Consider the following 21,328-nt stretch of genomic DNA (forward strand, 5'->3'; position numbering starts at 1 on the left):
AAATGAGTCAGACACCGAAAATAACATCGCTGCAGGTCATTCCGGTGGCCGGTCACGACAGCATGTTGCTTAACCTGAGTGGCGCGCATTCGCCGTTCTTTACCCGCAACATCGTCATCATTAAAGACAATGCCGGACACACCGGCGTCGGTGAGATTCCGGGCGGCGAAAAGATTCGTCAGACGCTGGAGGATGCGGCGGCGCTGGTGGTGCAGAAAACCGTTGGCGAATACAAGAACATCCTCAACCTGGTGCGCAGCACCTTTGCCGACCGCGATTCCAGCGGACGCGGCAACCAAACCTTTGATTTGCGTACCACCATTCACGTGGTTACTGGCATCGAAGCGGCGCTGCTCGATCTGCTGGGACAGCATTTGGGCGTGAACGTCGCCTCGTTGCTTGGCGATGGTCAGCAGCGCGACCGGGTAGAAATGCTCGGCTATCTGTTCTACGTCGGCGACCGCAAGAAAACCTCGCTACCGTATCAGAGCCAGGAAAATGACAAATGCGATTGGTATCGCCTGCGCCACGAAGAAGCACTGACGCCGGATACGGTGGTGCGCCTGGCGGAAGCGGCCTATGAAAAATATGGCTTTAACGATTTCAAACTGAAAGGCGGCGTGCTGCGCGGTGGCGAAGAGGCCGAAGCGGTGACGGCGCTGGCGAAGCGTTTCCCGCAGGCGCGCGTTACGCTTGATCCTAACGGCGCCTGGTCGCTCAACGAGGCGATTCTGCTCGGTAAGCAACTGAAAGGTGTGCTGGCCTATGCGGAAGATCCGTGCGGTGCTGAGCAGGGCTATTCCGGGCGCGAAGTGATGGCGGAATTCCGCCGCGCCACCGGCATGCCGACCGCCACCAATATGATCGCCACCGACTGGCGTCAAATGGGCCACACGCTGTCGCTGCAGTCGGTCGATATCCCGTTGGCCGATCCGCACTTCTGGACGATGCAGGGTTCGGTACGCGTGGCGCAGATGTGTCACGACTTCGGCCTGACGTGGGGCTCGCACTCTAACAACCACTTCGACATCTCACTGGCGATGTTTACCCACGTTGCCGCCGCCGCACCGGGTGCGATTACCGCCATCGATACCCACTGGATTTGGCAGGAAGGCAATCAGCGCCTGACCAAAGAGCCGTTCCAGATTAAAGGCGGCATGGTGCAGGTGCCGCAAAAACCGGGTCTCGGCGTCGAGCTGGATATGGATCAGGTGATGCAGGCCAACGCGCTGTATCAGAAACACGGTTTAGGCGCGCGTGATGATGCGCAAGCCATGCAGTTCCTCGTACCGAACTGGACCTTTGATAACAAGCGTCCGTGCCTGGTGCGCTAACTTTTCCGGCTCCCCGCGCGGGAGCCTGCTGTAACCGACAGGAGTGAAGACAATGAGCAATGCCTGGCCGAACCCTTTTCGTCGCCGTTTGCTGGCAGGAGAAACCCTGATTGGCAGCTGGTGCGCGCTGGCTAATCCCCTTACCACTGAAGTGCTGGGCCTGGCGGGCTTTGACTGGCTGGTGCTGGATGGCGAACACGCGCCGAATGACATCACCACCTTTGTGCCGCAACTGATGGCACTGAAGGGCAGCCACAGCGCGCCGGTGGTGCGTCCGCCGTGCAACGAACCGATCATCATCAAGCGCTTGCTGGATATCGGCTTCTACAACTTCCTGGTGCCGTTTGTGGAAACCGAGGAAGAAGCGATTCGCGCGGTGGCATCAACTCGCTATCCACCGGCGGGCATTCGCGGTGTGTCGGTTTCACACCGCAGCAACATGTACGGCACGTTGCCGGATTACAACAGCACCATTAACGACAACATCACGGTGCTGGTGCAGATCGAAACGCAACAGGCGGTGGACAACATCGATGCTATCGCCGCGGTGGAGGGGGTCGATGGCATCTTCGTTGGACCGGGCGATCTCTCGGCCGCGCTCGGCTATCTCGGCCAGCCTGCGCATCCCGAAGTATTGAAAGTGATTAAACACGTCTTCGAACGCGCCAAAGCAGCGGGGAAACCGAGTGGCATTCTGGCGCCGGTGGAAGCCGATGCGCGCCGCTATCTGGAGTGGGGCGCCAGCTTTGTGGCGGTAGGCAGCGATCTGGGTGTGTTCCGTAACGCCACGCAGGCGCTGTGTGACAAATTTAAAAAATAACTGACTGAGAGGAAAGGCAATGAAAATTGGATTTATCGGCCTCGGCATCATGGGCAAACCGATGAGTAAAAACCTGGTGAAAGCCGGTTATTCGCTGGTGGTGCGCGACCATAATGTTAGTAACGAAGCAGAGTTGGTGGAGCTGGGCGCCACCGTAGCCAAGACGCCAAAAGAGGTGGCTGAACAGGTGGATGTGTTGATCACCATGGTACCGAACTCGCCACAGGTTAAAGAGGTGTGCCTCGGCGCTAACGGCATCATCGAAGGCGCGAAGCCGGGCCTGATTGTTATCGACATGAGTTCCATTGCGCCGTTGGCCAGCCGCGAAGTGCATGATGCGCTGGCGGCGAAAGGCATCAAAATGCTCGATGCGCCAGTCAGCGGCGGCGAGCCGAAAGCGATTGAAGGCACGCTGTCGGTGATGGTGGGCGGCGATAAAGCGGTGTTTGATCAGTGCTACGACATCATGAAAGCGATGGCGGGTTCGGTGGTCCACACCGGTGACATTGGTGCGGGGAATGTGACCAAGCTAGCGAACCAGGTGATTGTGGCGCTTAACATCGCGGCGATGTCAGAAGCGCTGTCGCTGGCGACCAAAGCGGGCGTTAATCCTGAGCTGGTTTATCAGGCGATTCGTGGTGGTCTGGCAGGCAGCACCGTGCTGGATGCCAAAGCGCCGATGGTACTGGATCGTAACTTCAAACCGGGCTTCCGCATCGATCTGCATATCAAAGATCTGGCCAATGCGCTGGATACCTCGCACGAGATCGGTGCGCATCTGCCGCTGACTGCCGCAGTGATGGAGATGATGCAGGCGCTGAAAGTGGATGGACAGGGCACTTCCGACCATAGCGCGCTGGCCTGCTATTATGAAAAATTAGCGAAAGTTGAGATCACCCGGTAGTGCAATCGTCCGGCGTCTACGGATGTCGGGCGGCTCGCTGCCTTCGCAGGACGGATGTCCGTCATCAACCGCGCTGGATTGCCTATGAAAATTGTCATCGCACCGGATTCATATAAAGAGAGTTTATCCGCCCTGGAAGTGGCTTCGGCGATTGAAGCGGGATTCCGCGAGATCTTTCCCGAAGCTGAGTACGTGAAAATACCGGTTGCCGACGGTGGTGAAGGCACGGTTGAAGCGATGGTGGCGGCAACGCAGGGAAACATTGTCCGGCTGACGGTTACTGGACCGCTCGGCAAGCCAGTGGAGGCGTTCTACGGTTTGTCAGGTGATGAGCGTACCGCATTTATCGAAATGGCGGCAGCCAGCGGGCTGGAGTTAGTGCCCGCGGCACAGCGCGATCCGCTGATTACCACTTCGTTCGGCACCGGCGAGCTGATCAAAGATGCGCTCGATCGCGGTGTCGATCACTTCATTATCGGCATTGGCGGCAGCGCCACCAATGATGGCGGTTCCGGCATGATGCAGGCGCTGGGCGCACAACTGCTGGATGAGCACGGCAAGCAAATCGCCTACGGCGGCGGCGCATTACCGCAGCTGGCGCGCATCGATATCGAACAGCTGGATACGCGTATTAAGCAGTGTCGCTTTGAAGTCGCCTGCGATGTCAGCAATCCGCTCACCGGTGATAAGGGCGCTTCGGCGATCTTCGGTCCGCAGAAAGGCGCAACGCCGGAACTGGTGCAGCAGCTGGACAAAGCACTGGAACATTACGCCACCCTGATTCATCGCGATCTGGATATTGATGTTTTACACATTGATGGCGGCGGCGCGGCGGGCGGCATGGGCGCGGCGCTGCATGCGTTTTGTCAGGCCGAGTTACGCAGCGGCATTGAGATTGTCACTGAAGCCTTGGGCCTGGCCGAGCAGGTGAAAGATGCCGATCTGGTGATTACCGGCGAAGGGCGCATTGATAGTCAAAGCATTAATGGCAAGGTGCCGATTGGTGTGGCAAAGGTCGCGAAGCAGTTTAATAAACCGGTGATTGGCATTGCTGGAAGTTTAACCGCGGATGTCGGCGTGGTGCACCAACATGGGCTGGATGCGGTGTTCAGCGTGCTGTTTAGCATCTGCTCATTGGATGACGCGCTGGCCAACGCGGCGCAGAACGTGCGCCTGACGGCGCGCAATGTGGCGGCGGTGATTAAGCTAGGGAAAGGGAGATAGTTTTCCCCTCACCCTAACCCTCTCCCTGAGGGAGAGGGAACCGATCGGAGTGATCGAATAAGTTTGCACGTAACTTCAGCGTGCTCGGGGCAACTTCCTCGCCCGCTTGCGGGAGAGGGCTGGGGTGAGGGGAAAACCGCACCGCACTAACCCAACGCCAACAACTTCCTCGCTTCACGCGCCACGTTCGCCATCTCATCACTCAACTCCAGCAGCTCCGGCTCCAGCGCGTCGATATCGCTCTCCAGATGCAAACTCTTCTCCAGCTGCTGACACAGCTGCTTCAGGCGCGGCACGCCGCTGTAGCTGGCGCTGCCGTGCAGCTTGTGGATAATCTCGCGCAATCCCACCACATCATTGCTCGCCATTGCACTCTCTACGCGCTCTTCCACTTCCGGCAGGAAATCGAGCAGCATTTGCAGCAAATCGCGGGCTAAATCGGGTTTATTGGCGGCCTGACGTAGCGCCAGCGTCCAGTCCAGTGACGGCGCCACATGTGGCTGTTGCGGCTGTGGCATGACCCGGTTCGGCGCGTAACGCTGCAGCAGCTGGCTCAGTTTGTCCTCATCAATCGGCTTCGCCAGATAGTCATTCATGCCAGCGTTGATGAGCTGCGCACGTTCGCCATCCAGCGCATGCGCAGTAACGGCGACAATCGGTGTGGTGGCGTGCAGCGGCAGGCTGCGGATGATTTCGCTGGCGCGGATGCCATCGATATCCGGCATCTGAATGTCCATCAGAATCACGTCCAGCTTGTGCAGGCGCGCCTGGCGAATCGCCTGCTCGGCATTATCACACAGAATGATGTGCTGCACCTGCTCCTCCAGCAGCGCGCCAATCAGTTTCAGATTGGCGGGATTGTCATCCACCGCCATTACCGTCAGCGGCTGACGTGCACCGCGCGGCAGCGCATCGCTTTGCCAGTCATGTAAGTCCAGCAGCATCGGCAGCAAGCGCGTCAACGAAACCGGTTTGGCGATACACCCGGCAATGCCGCGCGCCCGTAAGTCATCGGCAAATAGCATCATTTCACTCGGCAGCGCCAGCAACACCGAATCGGCGCGCGCATGCAGACGTTTAATCAATGCATCCGGCAACGTCGCAGGATGCGGCTCGGTGACCGGCAAACCCATCAGCAGCAGCGGGAAGTGTGTATCGGGTATCTCATCCAGGCTGGAGAAGTGCTGCACCTGCAGCGGCGTGATGCTCAGCATCTCCTGCACCGCTTTCGCCACCGCTGAATGTGGCTCGATATAAGCCAGCGGCGTGGCGCGCAAGTCATCCAGCATGCGCGGAATGGTTGGCGCGTTTGGATTGAGATCGAGATGAATGCGCACCCAGAAGGTCGAACCCTGATTCGGGCGGCTGTGGAAGGCAATTTCGCCGCCCATTTCGCTCACCAGTTTCTGCGTGATCACCAACCCTAAACCGGTGCCGCCATGACGGCGCGTAATGCTGGCATCGGCCTGACGGAACGCCTGGAATAGCTGCGACTGCTGCTGTTCAGAGATACCGATGCCGGTGTCATGCACCTGAATCTCGAGCTCAACGCGTGTAGTGTTGATGCTGCGCAGCTCAACGCGCAAATCGATATGACCGTGCTCGGTGAATTTAATCGCGTTACCAATCAGGTTAATCATGATCTGCTGCAGGCGCAGCGGATCGCCAATCACATTATCCGGCACCTGTTTTTCCAGGCACACGGTAATTTCCAGCCCTTTGTCATGGGCGGACGGCGCCAGCAGCACCAGCGTTTCATCCAGCGTGGCGCGCAGCGGGAACGGGATCGACTCCAGCACCAGCTTGCCGGCTTCCAGTTTCGAGAAATCGAGCACGTCATTAATGATGCTCAGCAGGTTATTCGCCGAACGCTCGATGGTGCTCATGTAGTCGCGCTGGTTGGTGCTCAGCCCGGTTTTTAACATCTGACGGGTAAAGCCAATTACGCCGTTCAGCGGCGTACGCAGCTCATGCGACATGTTGGCGAGGAACTCCGATTTGATGCGCGCCGCTTCCTGCGCGCGCTTCTTCGCCAGATCCAGCTCGACGTTCTGAATCTCCAGCTGCTCCAGCGTTTCACGCAGATCGTAAGTCGCCTGATCGATGTTCTGCTGCATCTCTTCGTGATAGGCGGTGAGCGACATTGCCATGGCGTTGATGCCGTTTTTCAGAATGCTCAGCTCGCCCAGCATGTAGCCATCGACGCGGCTGTCCAGCTGGCCACGACGAATGCGGTCCACGGTGGTAACCATATTGCGAATGGGACCGGTGACGTCGCGCATCAGGCGATAGGCAAACAGCATGGCGATGCACAGGCAAAACAGCAGCAGCAGCGTGGCGACAAATACTTCTTTGTACTGCTCCAGCCGCACTGATTGCAGATCCAGTTCGATCGCCACATAACCCAGCGGATTCCCGGCTGGTTTGGCATCTTCGCCCGGCAGCTCATCCACCGAATAGCGTTCAGAGATAATCGGCGTGCGCAGAATCATAATCGTGCCTTGCCGCTCCACCGAGACGCCATCTTCCAGCGTGGAGATGTCCTCTTTTTGCAGTAGCGCCAGATTCTGATTGTTATTCGAGGTGACGTAGACGTGATTGTTGTTGTCGAAAATGGTGATGGCACGGACAATATCGGAGTGGCGGCGATGCAGCAGACTAACTAACTCGCGAATCGCATCGCGGTTGTGCCACGTCATGCCGTATTCACTGGAGACCGCCAGCGGTTCGATGATGTTCGCTCCCGCATCGTGCACCTGATGCTGTAATTCATTGTAGCGGTGCACCACAAAGAAGGTACTGAGCAGCAGACCAATCATCAGCGTTGGCGCCAGTATCAGAATCATCATTCGCGCCCGCAGGCTGTATTTGGTCATAATTGTGGCCTGGCGACTCCTGGCATTTTTTCCCTGTGCGAGCACGGTTAATGGCTGCACACCCAATTAACGTAGAGATTTCACAATACTATGGCGCAATTTTACTCCGCAAAACAGCGTGTGACGACGAAGGCTCGTATATCCGTCACCATTGAAGACCTCGATCCTTTCGGACAAGGTGTTGCGCGCCATAAAGGCAAGGCGATGTTTGTTAGCGGTGCGCTGCCCGGTGAACAGGCGGAAGTGACGGTGTTCGAGGATAAAAGCAAATACGCACGCGCCAAAGCTAACAAGATCATTAATCCCAGCCCACAGCGGGAAACACCGCGCTGCGTCCATTTTGGCGTGTGCGGCGGCTGTCAGCAGCAACATGCCTCGGTGGCTTTGCAGCAGGAGAGTAAAGCGCGCGCCTTAAGCCGCATGTTAAGCCGCGAAGCGCCGCTGCCGGTGAAGGTGGATGAGATCATCAGCGGCAGCGCGTGGGGCTACCGTCGCCGGGCGCGTTTAGGATTGCAGTGGCAGCCAAAACAGCAGCGTCTGCAAATGGGGTTCCGTCAGGCCGCCAGCAACGATCTGGTTGAATTGAAGCAATGCCCGGTTTTGGTGCCCGAACTTGAAGCGTTGCTGCAGCCGCTGCACCAGTGCCTCAGCGATTTACAGGCAGTTAAACGGTTAGGCCACGTAGAATTGGTGCTGGCGGATAATGGCCCGCTGATGGTGCTGCGTCATCTTGATGCATTATCTGCAGGCGACCGCGCAAAACTGGAACGCTTTTCGCATGAGCAGCAACTGTCGCTCTATCTGGCTGATGGCAGTGAAAGTTTGCTGGCGCTGAATGCGCGCGAACCTTTTTATCACTCGTTGAATTTGCCGCTATCCTTTAGCCCGCAGAATTTTATTCAGGTCAACGATGGTGTGAATCAGCAGATGGTCGCCAAAGCCATTGAATGGCTGGATTTGCAGCCAGAGGATCGTGTGCTGGATTTGTTCTGCGGCATGGGAAACTTTACCTTGCCATTAGGAAAGTTCGTACAAAATGTTGTAGGTGTGGAGGGCGTTGCAGCATTAGTGCAGCAGGCAGCGTATAATGCTGAGCAGACTAATCTCAAGAATGTTCGCTTTTTCCAGCATAACCTGGAGGAAGATGTATCGCGTCAGCCGTGGGCGACGCAGGGATTTAACAAGGTGTTACTGGATCCAGCGCGTGCTGGGGCCGCGGGCGTAATGGCGCATGTGGTTAAACTTGCGCCGCAACGTGTGGTCTATGTTTCCTGTAACCCTACAACGCTGGCGCGTGACAGTCAGACATTGCTGTCAGCGGGCTACCATTTGGAAAGGGTCGCGATGCTGGATATGTTCCCCCATACCAGTCATCTCGAATCCATGGTGCTGTTTAGCAAAGCATAAGCGATGTCCACATCGCTGTGGCAGGAGAGGATATGGTTGCGGTTAGAAGTGCGCATTTAAATACGGCGGGCGAATTTGCCCTCGACCAGTGGATCGCCAGTTTGAGTATCAACAATCCGCAATCCTGTCAGCGACTGGCGGATGCGTGGCGCTACTGTGAAGCCGAAACGCACAACCATCCTGATCAAGCTCTGCTGCTGTGGCGCGGTATTGAGATGGTGGAAATTCTCACCATGCTCAGCATGGACATTGACAGCCTGCGCGCGGCGCTGCTGTTCCCGCTCGCCAACGCCGATGTGGTGAGCGAAGAGGATCTCGAAAAGGCCTTTGGCAAAGAGATTGTGATGTTGGTGCACGGCGTGCGCGACATGGATGCCATTCGCCAGCTGAAAGCGATTCACAACGATTCGATGGCCTCCGAGCAGGTGGATAACGTGCGCCGCATGCTGCTGGCGATGGTGGAAGATTTCCGCTGCGTGGTTATCAAGCTGGCGGAACGTATCGCCCATCTGCGAGAAATGAAAGACGCGCCAGAAGATGAGCGCGTGCTCGCGGCGAAAGAGAGCACCAATATCTACGCACCGCTGGCCAACCGCTTGGGTATCGGCCAGCTCAAATGGGAGCTGGAAGATTACTGCTTCCGCTATCTGCATCCCGATGAATACAAACGCATTGCTAAGCTGCTGCATGAACGCCGTATTGACCGCGAAGGTTATATTGAAAGCTTCGTTGCCAATCTGCGCGCCGAGATGCAGAAAGAGGGCGTGCGTGCTGAAGTGTATGGTCGTCCGAAACACATCTACAGCATCTGGCGCAAGATGCAGAAGAAGTCATTAGCGTTCGATGAGTTGTTTGACGTGCGCGCGGTGCGTATCGTGGCGGAACGGCTGCAGGATTGCTACGGCGCGCTTGGTACGGTGCATACGCTGTTTCGCCATCTGCCGAGTGAGTTTGACGACTACGTTGCCAACCCCAAGCCTAACGGCTATCAATCGATTCATACCGTGGTGCTGGGTCCGCAGGGCAAAACGGTGGAAATCCAGATTCGTACGCGCCAGATGCATGAAGATGCCGAGCTGGGCGTCGCCGCACACTGGAAGTACAAAGAAGGTCCAACCTCCAGCAACGCGCGCGGCGCGGCAGGACATGAAGGGCGCATCGCCTGGCTGCGTAAGCTGATTAGCTGGCAGGAAGAGATGGCTGATTCCGGCGAGATGCTGGAAGAGGTGCGCAGCCAGGTATTCGACGACCGCGTGTATGTGTTTACCCCGAAAGGTGACGTGGTCGATCTGCCGGCGGGATCAACGCCGCTCGACTTCGCCTACCATATTCACAGCGATATCGGCCACCGCTGCATTGGCGCCAAAATCAGCGGGCGCATCGTGCCGTTTACCTATCAGTTGCAGATGGGCGATCAGATTGAAGTGATCACCCAGAAACAGCCAAACCCAAGCCGCGACTGGCTGAACCCGAACCTCGGCTATATCACCACCAGCCGCGGACGCTCGAAAATTCACGCCTGGTTCCGCAAACAGGATCGTGACAAAAATATCATTGCTGGCCGTCAGATCCTCGAAAGCGAGCTAAATCAGATGGATATCAGCATGCGCGAAGCGGAAAAACTGCTGCTGCCGCGCTATAACGTCAGTTCGCAGGATGAGCTGCTGGCGATGATTGGCGGCGGCGATATTCGCCTCAATCAGATGGTGAATTTCCTGCAGGGCAAGCTCAACAAGCCGAGCGCCGAAGAGGAAGATCGCGAGGCGCTGCGCCTGCTGACGCAGAAGTCACATGCGCCGTCCGCGCGCAAAGAGAGCGGTCGCGTGGTGGTGGAAGGCGTGGGCAATCTGCTGCACCACATCGCCCGCTGCTGCCAGCCGATTCCTGGCGACGATATCGTGGGCTTTATCACCCAGGGGCGCGGCATCTCGATTCACCGCGCCGACTGCGACCAGTTAACCGAGCTGATTTCGCACGCACCGGAACGTATCGTTGATGCGGTGTGGGGCGAGGATTACTCCAGCGGTTATTCGTTGGTGGTACGCGTTACCGCCAACGATCGTAGCGGCCTGCTACGCGATATCACCACCATTCTGGCTAACGAGAAGGTCAATGTGCTCGGCGTCTCCAGCCGCAGTGACACCAAAAAGCAGCTGGCAACCATTGATATGGATATTGAGATCTATAACCAGCAAGTGCTTGGCCGCGTGCTGGCACGTCTCAATCAGGTGCCGGATATTATCGACGCGCGCCGTTTGCATTGATTCAGAGCCGTTTGTCCCCCATCCCGACCTTCCCCCGTTCGCGGGGGAAGAAGACGCTGCCGTATGTGTAACCGGCGCAGTCTCTCCCAAAATTTTCCCAAAGGATCCTTTCATGACGCCCTTAAATCGCCTGCTCACCATCATGCAAACCTTGCGCGACCCGGAGCGCGGCTGCCCGTGGGATCTTCAGCAAACCTTCGCCTCGATCGCGCCTTACACGCTGGAAGAAACCTACGAAGTGATCGATGCCATCCAACGTGAAGATTTTGCCGATCTGCGCGGTGAACTTGGCGATCTGCTGTTTCAGGTGGTGTTCTACGCGCAGATGGCCGATGAGCAGCAGCGCTTTAATTTCAATGACATCTGTAACGCCATCAGCGACAAACTTGAGCGCCGTCATCCGCACATTTTTGGCGATGTTCAGGCTGCAACCAGCGAAGAAGTGCTGAAAAACTGGGAAGCCATCAAGCACAGCGAACGCGCAGAAAAATCGCAGCACTCGGCGCTGGACGACATTCCTAAAGCGCTGCCGGCATTGATGCGCGCGCACAAAATTCAGAAGCGTTGCAGCTCGGTGGGCTTCGACTGGAACAATCTCGGCCCGGTGCTGGATAAAGTGCATGAAGAGATCGATGAGGTGATGCACGAAGCGCAGCAAGCGGTGGTGGATAACGCGAAGCTGGAAGAGGAAATCGGTGATTTGCTGTTCGCGACCGTCAATTTGTCGCGCCATCTAGGCAGCAAAGCGGAAATCGCATTGCAGAAAGCCAATGATAAATTTGAGCGCCGCTTCCGTGAAGTTGAAGCCATCATCGCCTCACAAGGGTTAGCCATGAGCGATGCGACCCTGGACCAAATGGAAGCCGCCTGGCAGCAGGTGAAAGTGAGCGAGAACAAACAGTAAGCGAATCTGGCGATTATTCCAGCGCTGCGCATAAATTCGCCGCTTGAGCTTACTCGATTCAGCCTTGCGGCGACTTTGTGACGTACATCAACATTTCGCACCATGCTATCCGCTATGTTACCGGCTTACCTGTGGAGGACGATGGTGTGATTCATCAATTGTGGCTTAAGACGACTTCAAGTATACTATTTTCCCGTCTTGGTTATTCCACCGTCTTTAAACCTAAACTCTCAGGTTCAGCATGACAACGAATTATATTTTTGTGACCGGCGGGGTCGTTTCCTCTCTGGGCAAAGGCATTGCCGCAGCCTCCCTCGCAGCCATCCTTGAAGCACGTGGTCTGAATGTGACCATCATGAAACTCGATCCGTACATCAACGTCGATCCGGGTACCATGAGCCCAACGCAGCACGGTGAAGTATTTGTTACCGATGATGGGGCCGAAACCGATCTGGATTTAGGTCACTACGAGCGCTTCATCCGCACCAAAATGTCGCGCCGTAACAACTTTACTACCGGTCGTATCTACTCAGAAGTGCTGCGCAAAGAGCGTCGCGGTGACTATCTGGGCGCCACGATTCAGGTTATTCCACACATCACCAACGCCATCAAAGAACGCATCATTGAAGGCGGCGAAGGTCATGACGTGGTTCTGGTCGAGATCGGCGGTACCGTGGGTGATATCGAATCCCTGCCGTTCCTTGAAGCGATTCGCCAGATGGCGGTCGATGTCGGTCGTGAACACACCATGTACATGCACCTGACGCTGGTGCCATATATGGCGGCCGCAGGCGAAGTGAAAACCAAGCCAACCCAGCATTCAGTGAAAGAGCTGCTGTCGATCGGGATTCAGCCAGACGTGCTGATCTGCCGTTCTGACCGCGCGGTGCCGGCGAACGAACGCGCTAAAATCGCGCTGTTCTGTAACGTGCCAGAAAAAGCGGTTATTTCCCTGAAAGATGTGGATTCCATCTACAAGATTCCAGGCATGCTGAAATCGCAAGGTCTGGATGATTACATCTGCAAGCGTTTCAATCTGAACGCGCCGGAAGCGAACCTGGCCGAATGGGAACAGGTTATTTACGAAGAAGCCAATCCGGGCGGCGAAGTGACCATCGGTATGGTCGGCAAATATGTCGAACTGCCGGATGCGTACAAGTCAGTGATTGAGGCCTTGAAACACGGTGGCCTGAAAAATCGCGTTACCGTGAATATCAAATTGATCGACTCGCAGGATGTTGAAACGCGCGGTGTCGAATTACTGAAAGATCTGGATGCTATTCTGATCCCTGGCGGCTTTGGCTACCGCGGTGTGGAAGGCAAAATGATGACGGCGCAATACGCCCGTGAGAACAACGTGCCTTACCTGGGAATTTGCCTGGGTATGCAGGTTGCGCTGATGGAATTTGCCCGCAACGTTGCCGGTATGGAAGGCGCGAACTCTACGGAATTTGTGCCAGACTGTAAGTATCCGGTGGTTGCGCTTATCACCGAATGGCGTGACGAAGAGGGCAACGTTGAACAGCGTACTGAGCAGAGCGATCTGGGCGGCACCATGCGTTTGGGCAGCCAGCAGTGCCAGTTGACGCCGGAAAGCAAAGTGCGTCAGTTGTACGGTTCTGAAATCATTACCGAACGCCACCGTCATCGTTACGAAGTAAACAATATGTTGCTGAAGCCGATTGAAGCGGCGGGTCTGCATATTGCCGGTCGTTCTGGCGACGATCAGCTGGTTGAGATCATTGAGATCCCGAACCACCCGTGGTTTGTTGCCTGTCAGTTCCATCCGGAATTCACGTCGACCCCACGCGATGGTCATCCGCTGTTCGCTGGCTTTGTGAAAGCCGCGCAGGAACACCAGAAGCGTTTAGCGAAGTAAGTTTCACGAACAACGCGCGAACTTTTCGCGCGTTGTTTGTCTTAGGATTGACTAACTTGTACTGAGGAAAATCGAATGTCCAAAATCGTAAAAGTCATCGGTCGCGAAATCATCGACTCCCGTGGCAACCCAACTGTAGAAGCAGAAGTGCATCTGGAAGGCGGTTTCGTTGGTCTGGCTGCTGCGCCATCAGGTGCATCAACCGGTTCTCGCGAAGCTCTGGAGCTGCGTGACGGTGACAAATCTCGTTTCCTGGGCAAAGGCGTAACCAAAGCGGTTGCGGCTGTTAACGGTCCAATCGCTAACGCGGTAACCGGTAAAGATGCCAAAGACCAGGCGAACATCGATAAGATCATGATCGAGCTGGACGGTACTGAGAACAAATCAAACTTCGGTGCTAACGCCATTCTGGCGGTTTCACTGGCTGCTGCTAAAGCTGCTGCTGCCTCTAAAGGCCTGCCGCTGTACGCACACATCGCTGAACTGAACGGCACCCCAGGCAAATACTCTATGCCGCTGCCAATGATGAACATCATCAACGGTGGTGAGCACGCCGACAACAACGTCGACATCCAGGAATTCATGATTCAGCCGGTTGGCGCGCCAACCCTGAAAGAAGCGATCCGCATGGGTTCTGAAGTCTTCCATCACCTGGCGAAAGTGCTGAAGTCTAAAGGCATGAGCACTGCAGTTGGTGACGAAGGTGGCTACGCGCCAAACCTGGGTTCTAACGCCGAAGCGCTGGCTGTTATCGCTGAAGCGGTAAAAGCAGCAGGCTACGAACTGGGCAAAGACATCACCCTGGCGATGGACTGCGCAGCATCTGAATTCTACAAAGACGGCAAATATGTGCTGGCTGGCGAAGGCAACAAAGCCTTCTCTTCAGAAGAGTTCACCCACTTCCTGGAAGACCTGACCAAACAGTACCCAATCGTTTCTATCGAAGACGGTCTGGATGAATCTGACTGGACTGGTTTCGCCTACCAGACCAAAGTGCTGGGCGACAAAATCCAGCTGGTGGGTGACGATCTGTTCGTAACCAACACCAAGATCCTGAAAGAAGGTATCGATAAAGGCATCGCTAACTCCATCCTGATCAAATTCAACCAGATCGGTTCACTGACCGAAACTCTGGCTGCAATCAAGATGGCGAAAGATGCGGGTTATACCGCGGTGATTTCACACCGTTCAGGTGAAACCGAAGATGCAACCATCGCTGACCTGGCGGTAGGTACGGCGGCTGGCCAGATCAAAACCGGTTCTATGAGCCGTTCTGACCGTGTTGCTAAGTACAACCAGCTGATTCGTATCGAAGAAGCGCTGGGCAGCAAAGCACCGTTCAACGGTCTGAAAGAAGTTAAAGGCCAGGCGTAATCGCCTGAGTATGTTGCCTGCGGGCAGCATCGTCTGAATGAAGCCCCGCCTTGTGCGGGGCTTTTGCTTTTATTTGGCACGAAGCAGCTGTGACCTGGCGCATAAGATCTGCCATAATCTGCGCCTCAAATTTTAGACGTGAGTAAATAATGTTCTACCCGATTAACGAAATGTTCCAGACGCTGCAGGGCGAAGGTTTTTACACCGGTGTTCCGGCGCTGTTCATCCGCTTACAAGGATGTCCGGTGGGCTGTAGCTGGTGTGATACCAAACATACCTGGGAAAAGCGGGCGGATCGGGAGACCTCGCTGGGTGATATTCTGGTCAAAACCGTGGAAAGCGATGCGTGGGGCAGCGCCGATGCGGCCATGTTGATCGACACCATCCAACGTCAGGGCTGGACCGCACGTCATGTGGTTATCACCGGCGGCGAACCGGCGATTTTTGATCTGCGCCCTTTGACGGAACAATTAGAAGCGGCGGGTTTTGCCTGCCAGATCGAAACCAGCGGCACGCACGACGTGCAGTGTTCCGACGCAACATGGGTGACGGTTTCACCCAAGGTGAACATGCGCGGTGGCTATGATGTTTTGCCGCAGGCACTGCAGCGTGCAGATGAGATTAAACATCCGGTGGCGCGTGAGCGTGATGTGGAAGCGTTAGATGCGTTGCTGGCAGGCTTACACGACGATAAAAAGCGCATTGTGGCACTGCAACCGATCAGCCGTGGTGATGCGGCAACGAAGCTCTGTATTGAAACATGTATCGCCCGCAACTGGCGGCTTTCGATGCAGACGCACAAATACCTGAATATTGCCTGAGTTCTAAGGTCGCCATGCATGGCGACCTCACTTACGGTTACGGCTTCACTGACCTCAACCGCGATAAACGCAGCCGGCGGTGCAAGTCTCTTTAATCATTACCGCACTCAATTCCGGCAGAATCGGCTTCATCTGATCCCAAATCCATTTCGCCAGCACTTCACTGGTAGGATTCTCCAGGCCCGGAATGTCATTCAGATAGTGATGATCGAGGCGTTCATACAGCGGCTTAAACTTCGCCTTCAGTTCGGCAAAATCCATCACCCAACCGGTATGCGCATCCACTTCGCCGGTAATTTCTAATCGCACCAGGAATGAATGGCCGTGCAAACGCCCACATTTATGGCCTTCCGGCACGTGAGGTAAGCGGTGGGCAGATTCAAACTGGAACTCTTTAAATAACGTGGTAGACATAATGGCTCTCAGACTTAAAAACCGCTGAAGTCTACCTGAATTGCAGATTTTTCGCACCCGCTGGCAACGAAAAGGGCATTTTGCGCCATCCCGCAAGCAAAACGCCTAATTAACTCATTGAATCATATCGCCTTCATTTACCACTTTTGCTGGTTAACTTTACCCGAAAAACCACTTAGTCATTTTGGTTATTTAATATGTCGAAGGCGTATTTAATCGTTAATATACAGCCCGGTAACCTACGCACTCTTTCGCAACATATTGATCCGGACTTCTGACACTGGAATTTTTAACGCAATGACGACTCAGGCACCAGGTTCACTGCTTCCGTTATCACCGGAGCAACTCGCGCGCTTACAGGCGGCGACCACGGATTTCAACACCACTCAGATGGCCTGGCTCTCCGGCTATTTCTGGGGCATGGTCAATCAGACGCCGGGTGCGGCTGCCGCGCCAGCGCCTGTGCAGGCTGAAACCCCGACCATTACGCTGATCTCCGCCTCGCAGACCGGTAACGCGCGTCGCCTGGCTGAGCAACTGCGTGATGACCTGCTGGCTGCCAAGCTGAGCGTCAATCTGGTTAACGCCGGCGATTATAAATTCAAGCAGATCGGCCAGGAAAAGCTGCTGGTGGTGGTGACTTCCACCCAAGGCGAGGGCGAGCCGCCGGAAGAGGCCGTGGCGCTGCATAAATTCCTGCTGTCGAAGAAAGCGCCGAAGTTTGCAGGCACAGCGTTTGCGGTGTTCGGTCTCGGCGATACCTCTTATGAGTTTTTCAGCAAAGCCGGTAAAGACTTCGATGAACGTCTGGCTGAGCTGGGTGCAGAACGTCTGCTGGATCGTGTGGATGCCGATGTTGAATACAAAGAGCAGGCGAACGCCTGGCGTCAGCAGATCACCGAGATTCTGAAAGCGCGTGTGCCGAGCGAATCGCCAGCACAGGCCGCCATCACGGCGGCGGGCAGCGTTAATCTGGTCGACAGCAGCCCGTACACCAAAGAAGAGCCGCTGGTGGCCAGCCTGGCGGCCAACCAGAAGATCACCGGACGCGATTCGGATAAAGATGTGCGTCACATTGAGATCGACCTTGGCGATTCTGGCCTGCGCTACCAGCCGGGCGATGCGCTCGGCGTATGGTTTGAAAACGATGACGAGCTGGTGCAGGAACTGCTGCAGCTGGTGTGGCTGAAAGGTGACGAGCAGGTAGACGTGCAGGGCAAAACCCTGCCGCTGGCCGAAGCGCTGAAAACCCATTTCGAACTGACGGTCAACACGCCACAAATCGTCGAACAGTATGCGGCGCTGTCCCGCAATGACGCGCTGCTAGCGCTGGCCGGTGATAAGCCGAAGCTGCAGAGTTATGCGCAGAGCTTCCCGATTGTCGATATGGTGCGTCAGGCACCGACCGAACTGAATGCCGAACAATTAACCGGCCTGCTGCGTCCGCTGACGCCGCGCCTCTACTCCATCGCCTCATCGCAGGCGGAGAACGAAACCGAAGTGCACATCACCGTGGGTGCGGTGCGCTTTGAAATCGACGGTCGCCAGCGCGGCGGAGGCGCCTCAACCTGGTTGGCGGATCGTATCGAAGAGGATGGCGAAATTCGCGTCTTCATCGAGCACAACGATAACTTCCGTTTACCGGCTAACCCGGAAACGCCAGTGATCATGATTGGTCCGGGCACCGGCATCGCGCCGTTCCGCGCCTTTATGCAGCAGCGCGATAACGATGGCGCAGGCGGTAAAAACTGGCTGTTCTTCGGTAACCCGCATTTCACCGATGATTTCCTCTATCAGGTGGAGTGGCAGAAGTATGTCAAAGATGGCCTGCTGACCTATATTGATCTGGCATGGTCGCGCGATCAGGCCGAGAAGGTTTACGTACAAGATAAAATCCGCGCCAAAGGTGCGGAGGTGTGGAGCTGGTTACAGGAAGGCGCACACCTTTACGTCTGCGGCGACGCCAATCGTATGGCGAAAGACGTTGAGCAGGCATTACTGGATGTGGTGGTCGAACACGGCGGCATGGATCGTGAAACGGCTGACGAATTTTTAAGTGAGCTGCGCATTGAGCGCCGTTATCAGCGAGACGTTTACTAATGAGCGAAAAACATCCTGGACCGCTGGTCGTTGAAGGCAAGCTGGTCGACGCTGAGCGTCTGAAAAAACAGAGCAACTACCTGCGCGGCACCATCCTCGACGATCTCGACGATGGCCTGACCGGCGGCTTCACCGGCGACAACTTCCTGCTGATCCGTTTCCACGGTATGTACCAGCAGGATGACCGCGACATTCGTGCCGAGCGTGTAGCGCAGAAACTCGAACCGCGTCACGCCATGATGCTGCGTTGCCGTCTGCCGGGCGGCATCATCACGCCAACGCAGTGGCTGGCAATTGATAAATTCGCCACCGATAAAACCATTTATGGCAGCATCCGGTTGACCAACCGCCAGACCTTCCAGTTTCACGGCATTCTGAAGAAGAACGTCAAGCCGACGCACCAGATGCTGCACGAAGTCGGGCTGGATGCGCTGGCGACCGCCAACGACGTGAACCGTAACGTGCTGTGCACCTCGAATCCGGTGGAATCAGAGCTGCATCAGGAAGCGTACGAGTGGGCGAAAAAGCTGTCAGAGCATCTGTTACCGCAAACCCGCGCTTACGCGGAAATCTGGTGGGACAAAGAGAAGGTCGCCACCACCGATAAAGAGCCGATTCTTGGCGAAACCTATCTGCCGCGTAAATTTAAAACCACGGTGGTGGTGCCGCCGCATAACGATGTCGATCTGCACGCCAATGACCTGAACTTCATCGCCATCGCCGAGCAGGGCAAGCTGATTGGCTTTAACCTGCTGGTGGGCGGTGGCTTGTCGATTGATCACGGCAACAAAGCAACGTATGCGCGCACCGCAAGCGAATTCGGCTTTCTGCCGGTCGAGAAGATCCTCGACGTGGCGGCTGCGGTGGTCACCACGCAGCGCGACTGGGGGAATCGTACCGATCGTAAAAATGCCAAGACCAAATACACGCTGGAACGCGTCGGTGTTGAAACCTTCAAAGCGGAAGTGGAAAAGCGTGCCGGTCTGACCTTCGAACCGATTCGTCCGTATGCGTTCACCTCGCGCGGCGATCGCGTTGGCTGGGTGAAAGGCATCGATGAGAAATGGCACCTGACGCTGTTCATTGAGAACGGCCGTCTGCTGGATTATCCTGGCCGTCCGCTGAAGCGCGGCATCGCCGAAATTGCCAAAATCCATCAGGGCGATTTCCGTCTGACGGCTAACCAGAACCTGATTGTGGCTGGCGTGCCGGAGAAGCAAAAAGCGCAGATCGAAGCCATCGCCCGTGAACACGGTTTGATGGAAGCGGTCACGCCGCAGCGTGAGAACTCGATGGCGTGTGTGGCGTTCCCGACCTGTCCGCTGGCGATGGCCGAAGCCGAGCGCTTCCTGCCGTCGTTCGTGACCAAAGTGGAAGAGATCATGCATAAGCATGGTGTCGGCGAAGAGCACATAGTGTTACGCGTTACCGGTTGCCCAAATGGTTGTGGCCGTGCTTTGCTGGCGGAGTTGGGTCTGGTGGGCAAAGCGCCGGGCCGTTACAACTTACACATTGGCGGCAACCGCGAAGGTACGCGCATTCCACGCATGTACCGCGAGAACATCAACGAAGGCGAAATCCTCGCCAGCATTGATGAGCTGGTGGCGCGCTGGGCAACCGAGCGTCAGGCCAACGAAGGCTTCGGCGACTTCGTGATTCGCACCGGCATCATTAAAGCCGTGGTTGATCCCGCCCGTGATTTCTGGGACTCGGAGGCAGTATGACGGTACTCGATCTCGCAGCACTGAATGGTTCATCAAAAGTTGACCGCATCATGGCGCTGGCGGAAAGCAACGTGCAGCTGGAGAAACTCTCCGCTGAACAACGCGTGGGCTGGGCATTAGAACAGCTGCCGGGCGCATTTGTGCTGTCATCCAGCTTTGGTATTCAGGCGGCGGTTTTGCTGCATATGGTGACGCAGCAGAAGCCGGACATTCCGGTGATCCTGACCGATACCGGTTATCTGTTCCCGGAAACTTACCGCTTTATTGATGAGCTGACCGACAAGCTCAATCTCAACCTGCAAATCTTCAGTGCGGAGACCTCAGCGGCATGGCAGGAAGCGCGTTACGGCAAACTGTGGGAGCAGGGCGTCGAAGGGATTGAGCAGTATAACCAGATCAACAAAGTGGAACCGATGAACCGCGCGCTGGAAACGCTGGGCGCGCAAACCTGGTTTGCTGGCCTGCGCCGCGATCAGTCTGGCAGTCGCGCCAGTTTGCCGGTGCTGGCGGTGCAGCGCGGCGTGTTCAAGATTCTGCCGATCATTGATTGGGATAACCGTCAGGTGCATCAGTATCTGACCCAACACGGATTGAAATATCATCCGTTGTGGGATGAAGGTTATCTGTCAGTGGGCGATACGCATACCACCAAAAAGTGGGAACCGGGCATGGCAGAGGAAGAGACACGCTTCTTCGGCCTGAAGCGCGAGTGCGGGTTGCATGAAGGTTGATTGGTAGGTGCTGGCTGTCCCCTCCTTGGTTGGTGCTCGCTTTCCCCCTCCTCGGTCCTCCCCCATGAATGGGGGAGGAAGATGCTGCCAGTTGGTGCTCGCTGTCCCCCTCCTCGGTCCTCCCCCATAAATGGGGGAGGAAGATGCTGCCATATGTGAGCTCTGAAGCTGCATGTGGCAGCGTCTCCTTCCCCCGCTAGCGGGGGAAGGCCGGGATGGGGGACAGCCAGCACAATCGAGTAGAGGACTGCCAGCACAATCAAACCCCCTGCAACCCCGCAAACTCTTCCGCCGCACGCGTCATATTCACTTTCGTCACTTCATAATGTGCCACCGCCACAAACGGATCTTCCGCCAGGATGGTATCTAATCGCGCACGATCAATATCCTTCACCAACAGCACGCCGCCCGTGCGTGGATCTTTGCGTCCCGCCGCGATAAACACGCCGTTAGCGAAATAGCGATCCAGCCAGCTAATGTGCGGTTCCAGTAACGCTTCGACTTCTTCTACCGGACGAAAATAGTTCAGATATACCACGTACATAGGGAATC

At 56.0% G+C, this 21,328-nt stretch carries 16 protein-coding genes; 13 read left to right on the plus strand and 3 right to left on the minus strand.

Annotated features, from left to right (window positions below; translation table 11 throughout):
- The first annotated feature begins 2 nt into the window (after positions 1–2).
- The 4 genes from gudD to IB226_RS16910 all read left to right on the plus strand — a co-directional run bounded on the left by gudD (position 3) and on the right by IB226_RS16910 (position 4,282).
- Positions 3–1,334 (plus strand): glucarate dehydratase, encoded by a 1,332-nt coding sequence (gudD, locus tag IB226_RS16895; protein ID WP_110868303.1) that lies wholly within the window; start codon positions 3–5, stop codon positions 1,332–1,334.
- Positions 1,335–1,386: 52 nt separating this feature from the next.
- Positions 1,387–2,154, plus strand: coding sequence for a 2-dehydro-3-deoxyglucarate aldolase (gene garL, locus IB226_RS16900; RefSeq protein WP_101762587.1), 768 nt, complete (start codon positions 1,387–1,389; stop codon positions 2,152–2,154).
- Between the two features lie 19 nt (positions 2,155–2,173).
- Complete coding sequence (gene garR / locus IB226_RS16905) at positions 2,174–3,058, plus strand: 2-hydroxy-3-oxopropionate reductase (RefSeq protein ID WP_064738030.1); 885 nt, start codon at positions 2,174–2,176, stop codon at positions 3,056–3,058.
- An 84-nt stretch (positions 3,059–3,142) separates the two neighbouring features.
- Positions 3,143–4,282, plus strand: coding sequence for a glycerate kinase (locus tag IB226_RS16910; RefSeq protein WP_192236501.1), 1,140 nt, complete (start codon positions 3,143–3,145; stop codon positions 4,280–4,282).
- Between the two features lie 146 nt (positions 4,283–4,428).
- On the opposite strand, the gene barA is transcribed toward IB226_RS16910, so the two are convergent.
- On the minus strand, positions 4,429–7,158 hold the full coding sequence (barA, locus tag IB226_RS16915) for a two-component sensor histidine kinase BarA (RefSeq protein ID WP_192236502.1): 2,730 nt from the start codon (positions 7,156–7,158) through the stop codon (positions 4,429–4,431).
- Positions 7,159–7,248: 90 nt separating this feature from the next.
- Here barA and rlmD point away from each other — a divergent pair, with 90 nt between their 5' ends.
- The 6 genes from rlmD (at position 7,249) to queE (ending at position 15,807) form a co-directional block, all read left to right on the plus strand.
- Entirely contained in the window at positions 7,249–8,565 is a 1,317-nt protein-coding gene (gene rlmD, locus IB226_RS16920) for a 23S rRNA (uracil(1939)-C(5))-methyltransferase RlmD (RefSeq protein ID WP_192236503.1), read from the plus strand.
- 32 nt (positions 8,566–8,597) lie between these two features.
- Positions 8,598–10,829 carry a GTP diphosphokinase gene (relA, locus tag IB226_RS16925; RefSeq protein WP_101762592.1) on the plus strand — a complete coding sequence of 744 codons (2,232 nt, stop codon included), beginning with the start codon at positions 8,598–8,600 and terminating at the stop codon, positions 10,827–10,829.
- A gap of 112 nt (positions 10,830–10,941) precedes the next feature.
- Positions 10,942–11,733, plus strand: a complete 792-nt coding sequence (gene mazG, locus IB226_RS16930) for a nucleoside triphosphate pyrophosphohydrolase (protein WP_192236504.1) — start codon at positions 10,942–10,944, stop codon at positions 11,731–11,733.
- Between the two features lie 241 nt (positions 11,734–11,974).
- The gene (gene pyrG, locus IB226_RS16935; protein ID WP_007891723.1) at positions 11,975–13,612 is read left to right on the plus strand and encodes a glutamine hydrolyzing CTP synthase; all 1,638 of its coding nucleotides are present in this window, start codon (positions 11,975–11,977) and stop codon (positions 13,610–13,612) included.
- 75 nt (positions 13,613–13,687) lie between these two features.
- The gene (eno, locus tag IB226_RS16940) at positions 13,688–14,986 is read left to right on the plus strand and encodes a phosphopyruvate hydratase (RefSeq protein ID WP_101762594.1); all 1,299 of its coding nucleotides are present in this window, start codon (positions 13,688–13,690) and stop codon (positions 14,984–14,986) included.
- 149 nt (positions 14,987–15,135) lie between these two features.
- On the plus strand, positions 15,136–15,807 hold the full coding sequence (queE, locus tag IB226_RS16945; RefSeq protein ID WP_110868307.1) for a 7-carboxy-7-deazaguanine synthase QueE: 672 nt from the start codon (positions 15,136–15,138) through the stop codon (positions 15,805–15,807).
- Positions 15,808–15,861: 54 nt separating this feature from the next.
- Here queE and queD read toward each other — a convergent pair whose 3' ends face one another.
- Positions 15,862–16,221 (minus strand): 6-carboxytetrahydropterin synthase QueD, encoded by a 360-nt coding sequence (queD, locus tag IB226_RS16950; protein WP_167391191.1) that lies wholly within the window; start codon positions 16,219–16,221, stop codon positions 15,862–15,864.
- A 297-nt stretch (positions 16,222–16,518) separates the two neighbouring features.
- Here queD and cysJ point away from each other — a divergent pair, with 297 nt between their 5' ends.
- The 3 genes from cysJ to IB226_RS16965 are packed head-to-tail and all read left to right on the plus strand — an operon-like array spanning position 16,519 to position 20,776.
- Positions 16,519–18,321: an NADPH-dependent assimilatory sulfite reductase flavoprotein subunit gene (cysJ, locus tag IB226_RS16955; protein WP_192236505.1), complete on the plus strand. Its 1,803-nt coding sequence runs from the start codon at positions 16,519–16,521 to the stop codon at positions 18,319–18,321.
- Positions 18,321–20,045 (plus strand): assimilatory sulfite reductase (NADPH) hemoprotein subunit, encoded by a 1,725-nt coding sequence (gene cysI, locus IB226_RS16960; RefSeq protein ID WP_101762597.1) that lies wholly within the window; start codon positions 18,321–18,323, stop codon positions 20,043–20,045. The genes cysJ and cysI overlap by 1 nt, the downstream gene beginning before the upstream one ends.
- Entirely contained in the window at positions 20,042–20,776 is a 735-nt protein-coding gene (locus IB226_RS16965; protein ID WP_192236506.1) for a phosphoadenylyl-sulfate reductase, read from the plus strand. The genes cysI and IB226_RS16965 overlap by 4 nt, the downstream gene beginning before the upstream one ends.
- A gap of 259 nt (positions 20,777–21,035) precedes the next feature.
- On the opposite strand, the gene IB226_RS16970 is transcribed toward IB226_RS16965, so the two are convergent.
- Positions 21,036–21,320, minus strand: a complete 285-nt coding sequence (locus IB226_RS16970; protein WP_192236507.1) for a YciI family protein — start codon at positions 21,318–21,320, stop codon at positions 21,036–21,038.
- Positions 21,321–21,328: the final 8 nt, after the last annotated feature.

The organism is Pantoea sp. PNT03, from assembly GCF_014852515.1.
In the GTDB taxonomy this organism is placed as follows: Bacteria; Pseudomonadota; Gammaproteobacteria; order Enterobacterales; family Enterobacteriaceae; genus Pantoea; species Pantoea leporis.

Bases quoted from the DNA above. Each gene is read 5' to 3' on its own strand.
- gudD (WP_110868303.1), top strand. From the start codon at position 3: ATGAGTCAGACACCGAAAATAACATCGCTGCAGGTCATTCCGGTGGCC.
- garL (WP_101762587.1), top strand. From the start codon at position 1,387: ATGAGCAATGCCTGGCCGAACCCTTTTCGTCGCCGTTTGCTGGCAGGA.
- garR (WP_064738030.1), top strand. From the start codon at position 2,174: ATGAAAATTGGATTTATCGGCCTCGGCATCATGGGCAAACCGATGAGT.
- IB226_RS16910 (WP_192236501.1), top strand. From the start codon at position 3,143: ATGAAAATTGTCATCGCACCGGATTCATATAAAGAGAGTTTATCCGCC.
- barA (WP_192236502.1), bottom strand. From the start codon at position 7,158: ATGACCAAATACAGCCTGCGGGCGCGAATGATGATTCTGATACTGGCG.
- rlmD (WP_192236503.1), top strand. From the start codon at position 7,249: ATGGCGCAATTTTACTCCGCAAAACAGCGTGTGACGACGAAGGCTCGT.
- relA (WP_101762592.1), top strand. From the start codon at position 8,598: ATGGTTGCGGTTAGAAGTGCGCATTTAAATACGGCGGGCGAATTTGCC.
- mazG (WP_192236504.1), top strand. From the start codon at position 10,942: ATGACGCCCTTAAATCGCCTGCTCACCATCATGCAAACCTTGCGCGAC.
- pyrG (WP_007891723.1), top strand. From the start codon at position 11,975: ATGACAACGAATTATATTTTTGTGACCGGCGGGGTCGTTTCCTCTCTG.
- eno (WP_101762594.1), top strand. From the start codon at position 13,688: ATGTCCAAAATCGTAAAAGTCATCGGTCGCGAAATCATCGACTCCCGT.
- queE (WP_110868307.1), top strand. From the start codon at position 15,136: ATGTTCTACCCGATTAACGAAATGTTCCAGACGCTGCAGGGCGAAGGT.
- queD (WP_167391191.1), bottom strand. From the start codon at position 16,221: ATGTCTACCACGTTATTTAAAGAGTTCCAGTTTGAATCTGCCCACCGC.
- cysJ (WP_192236505.1), top strand. From the start codon at position 16,519: ATGACGACTCAGGCACCAGGTTCACTGCTTCCGTTATCACCGGAGCAA.
- cysI (WP_101762597.1), top strand. From the start codon at position 18,321: ATGAGCGAAAAACATCCTGGACCGCTGGTCGTTGAAGGCAAGCTGGTC.
- IB226_RS16965 (WP_192236506.1), top strand. From the start codon at position 20,042: ATGACGGTACTCGATCTCGCAGCACTGAATGGTTCATCAAAAGTTGAC.
- IB226_RS16970 (WP_192236507.1), bottom strand. From the start codon at position 21,320: ATGTACGTGGTATATCTGAACTATTTTCGTCCGGTAGAAGAAGTCGAA.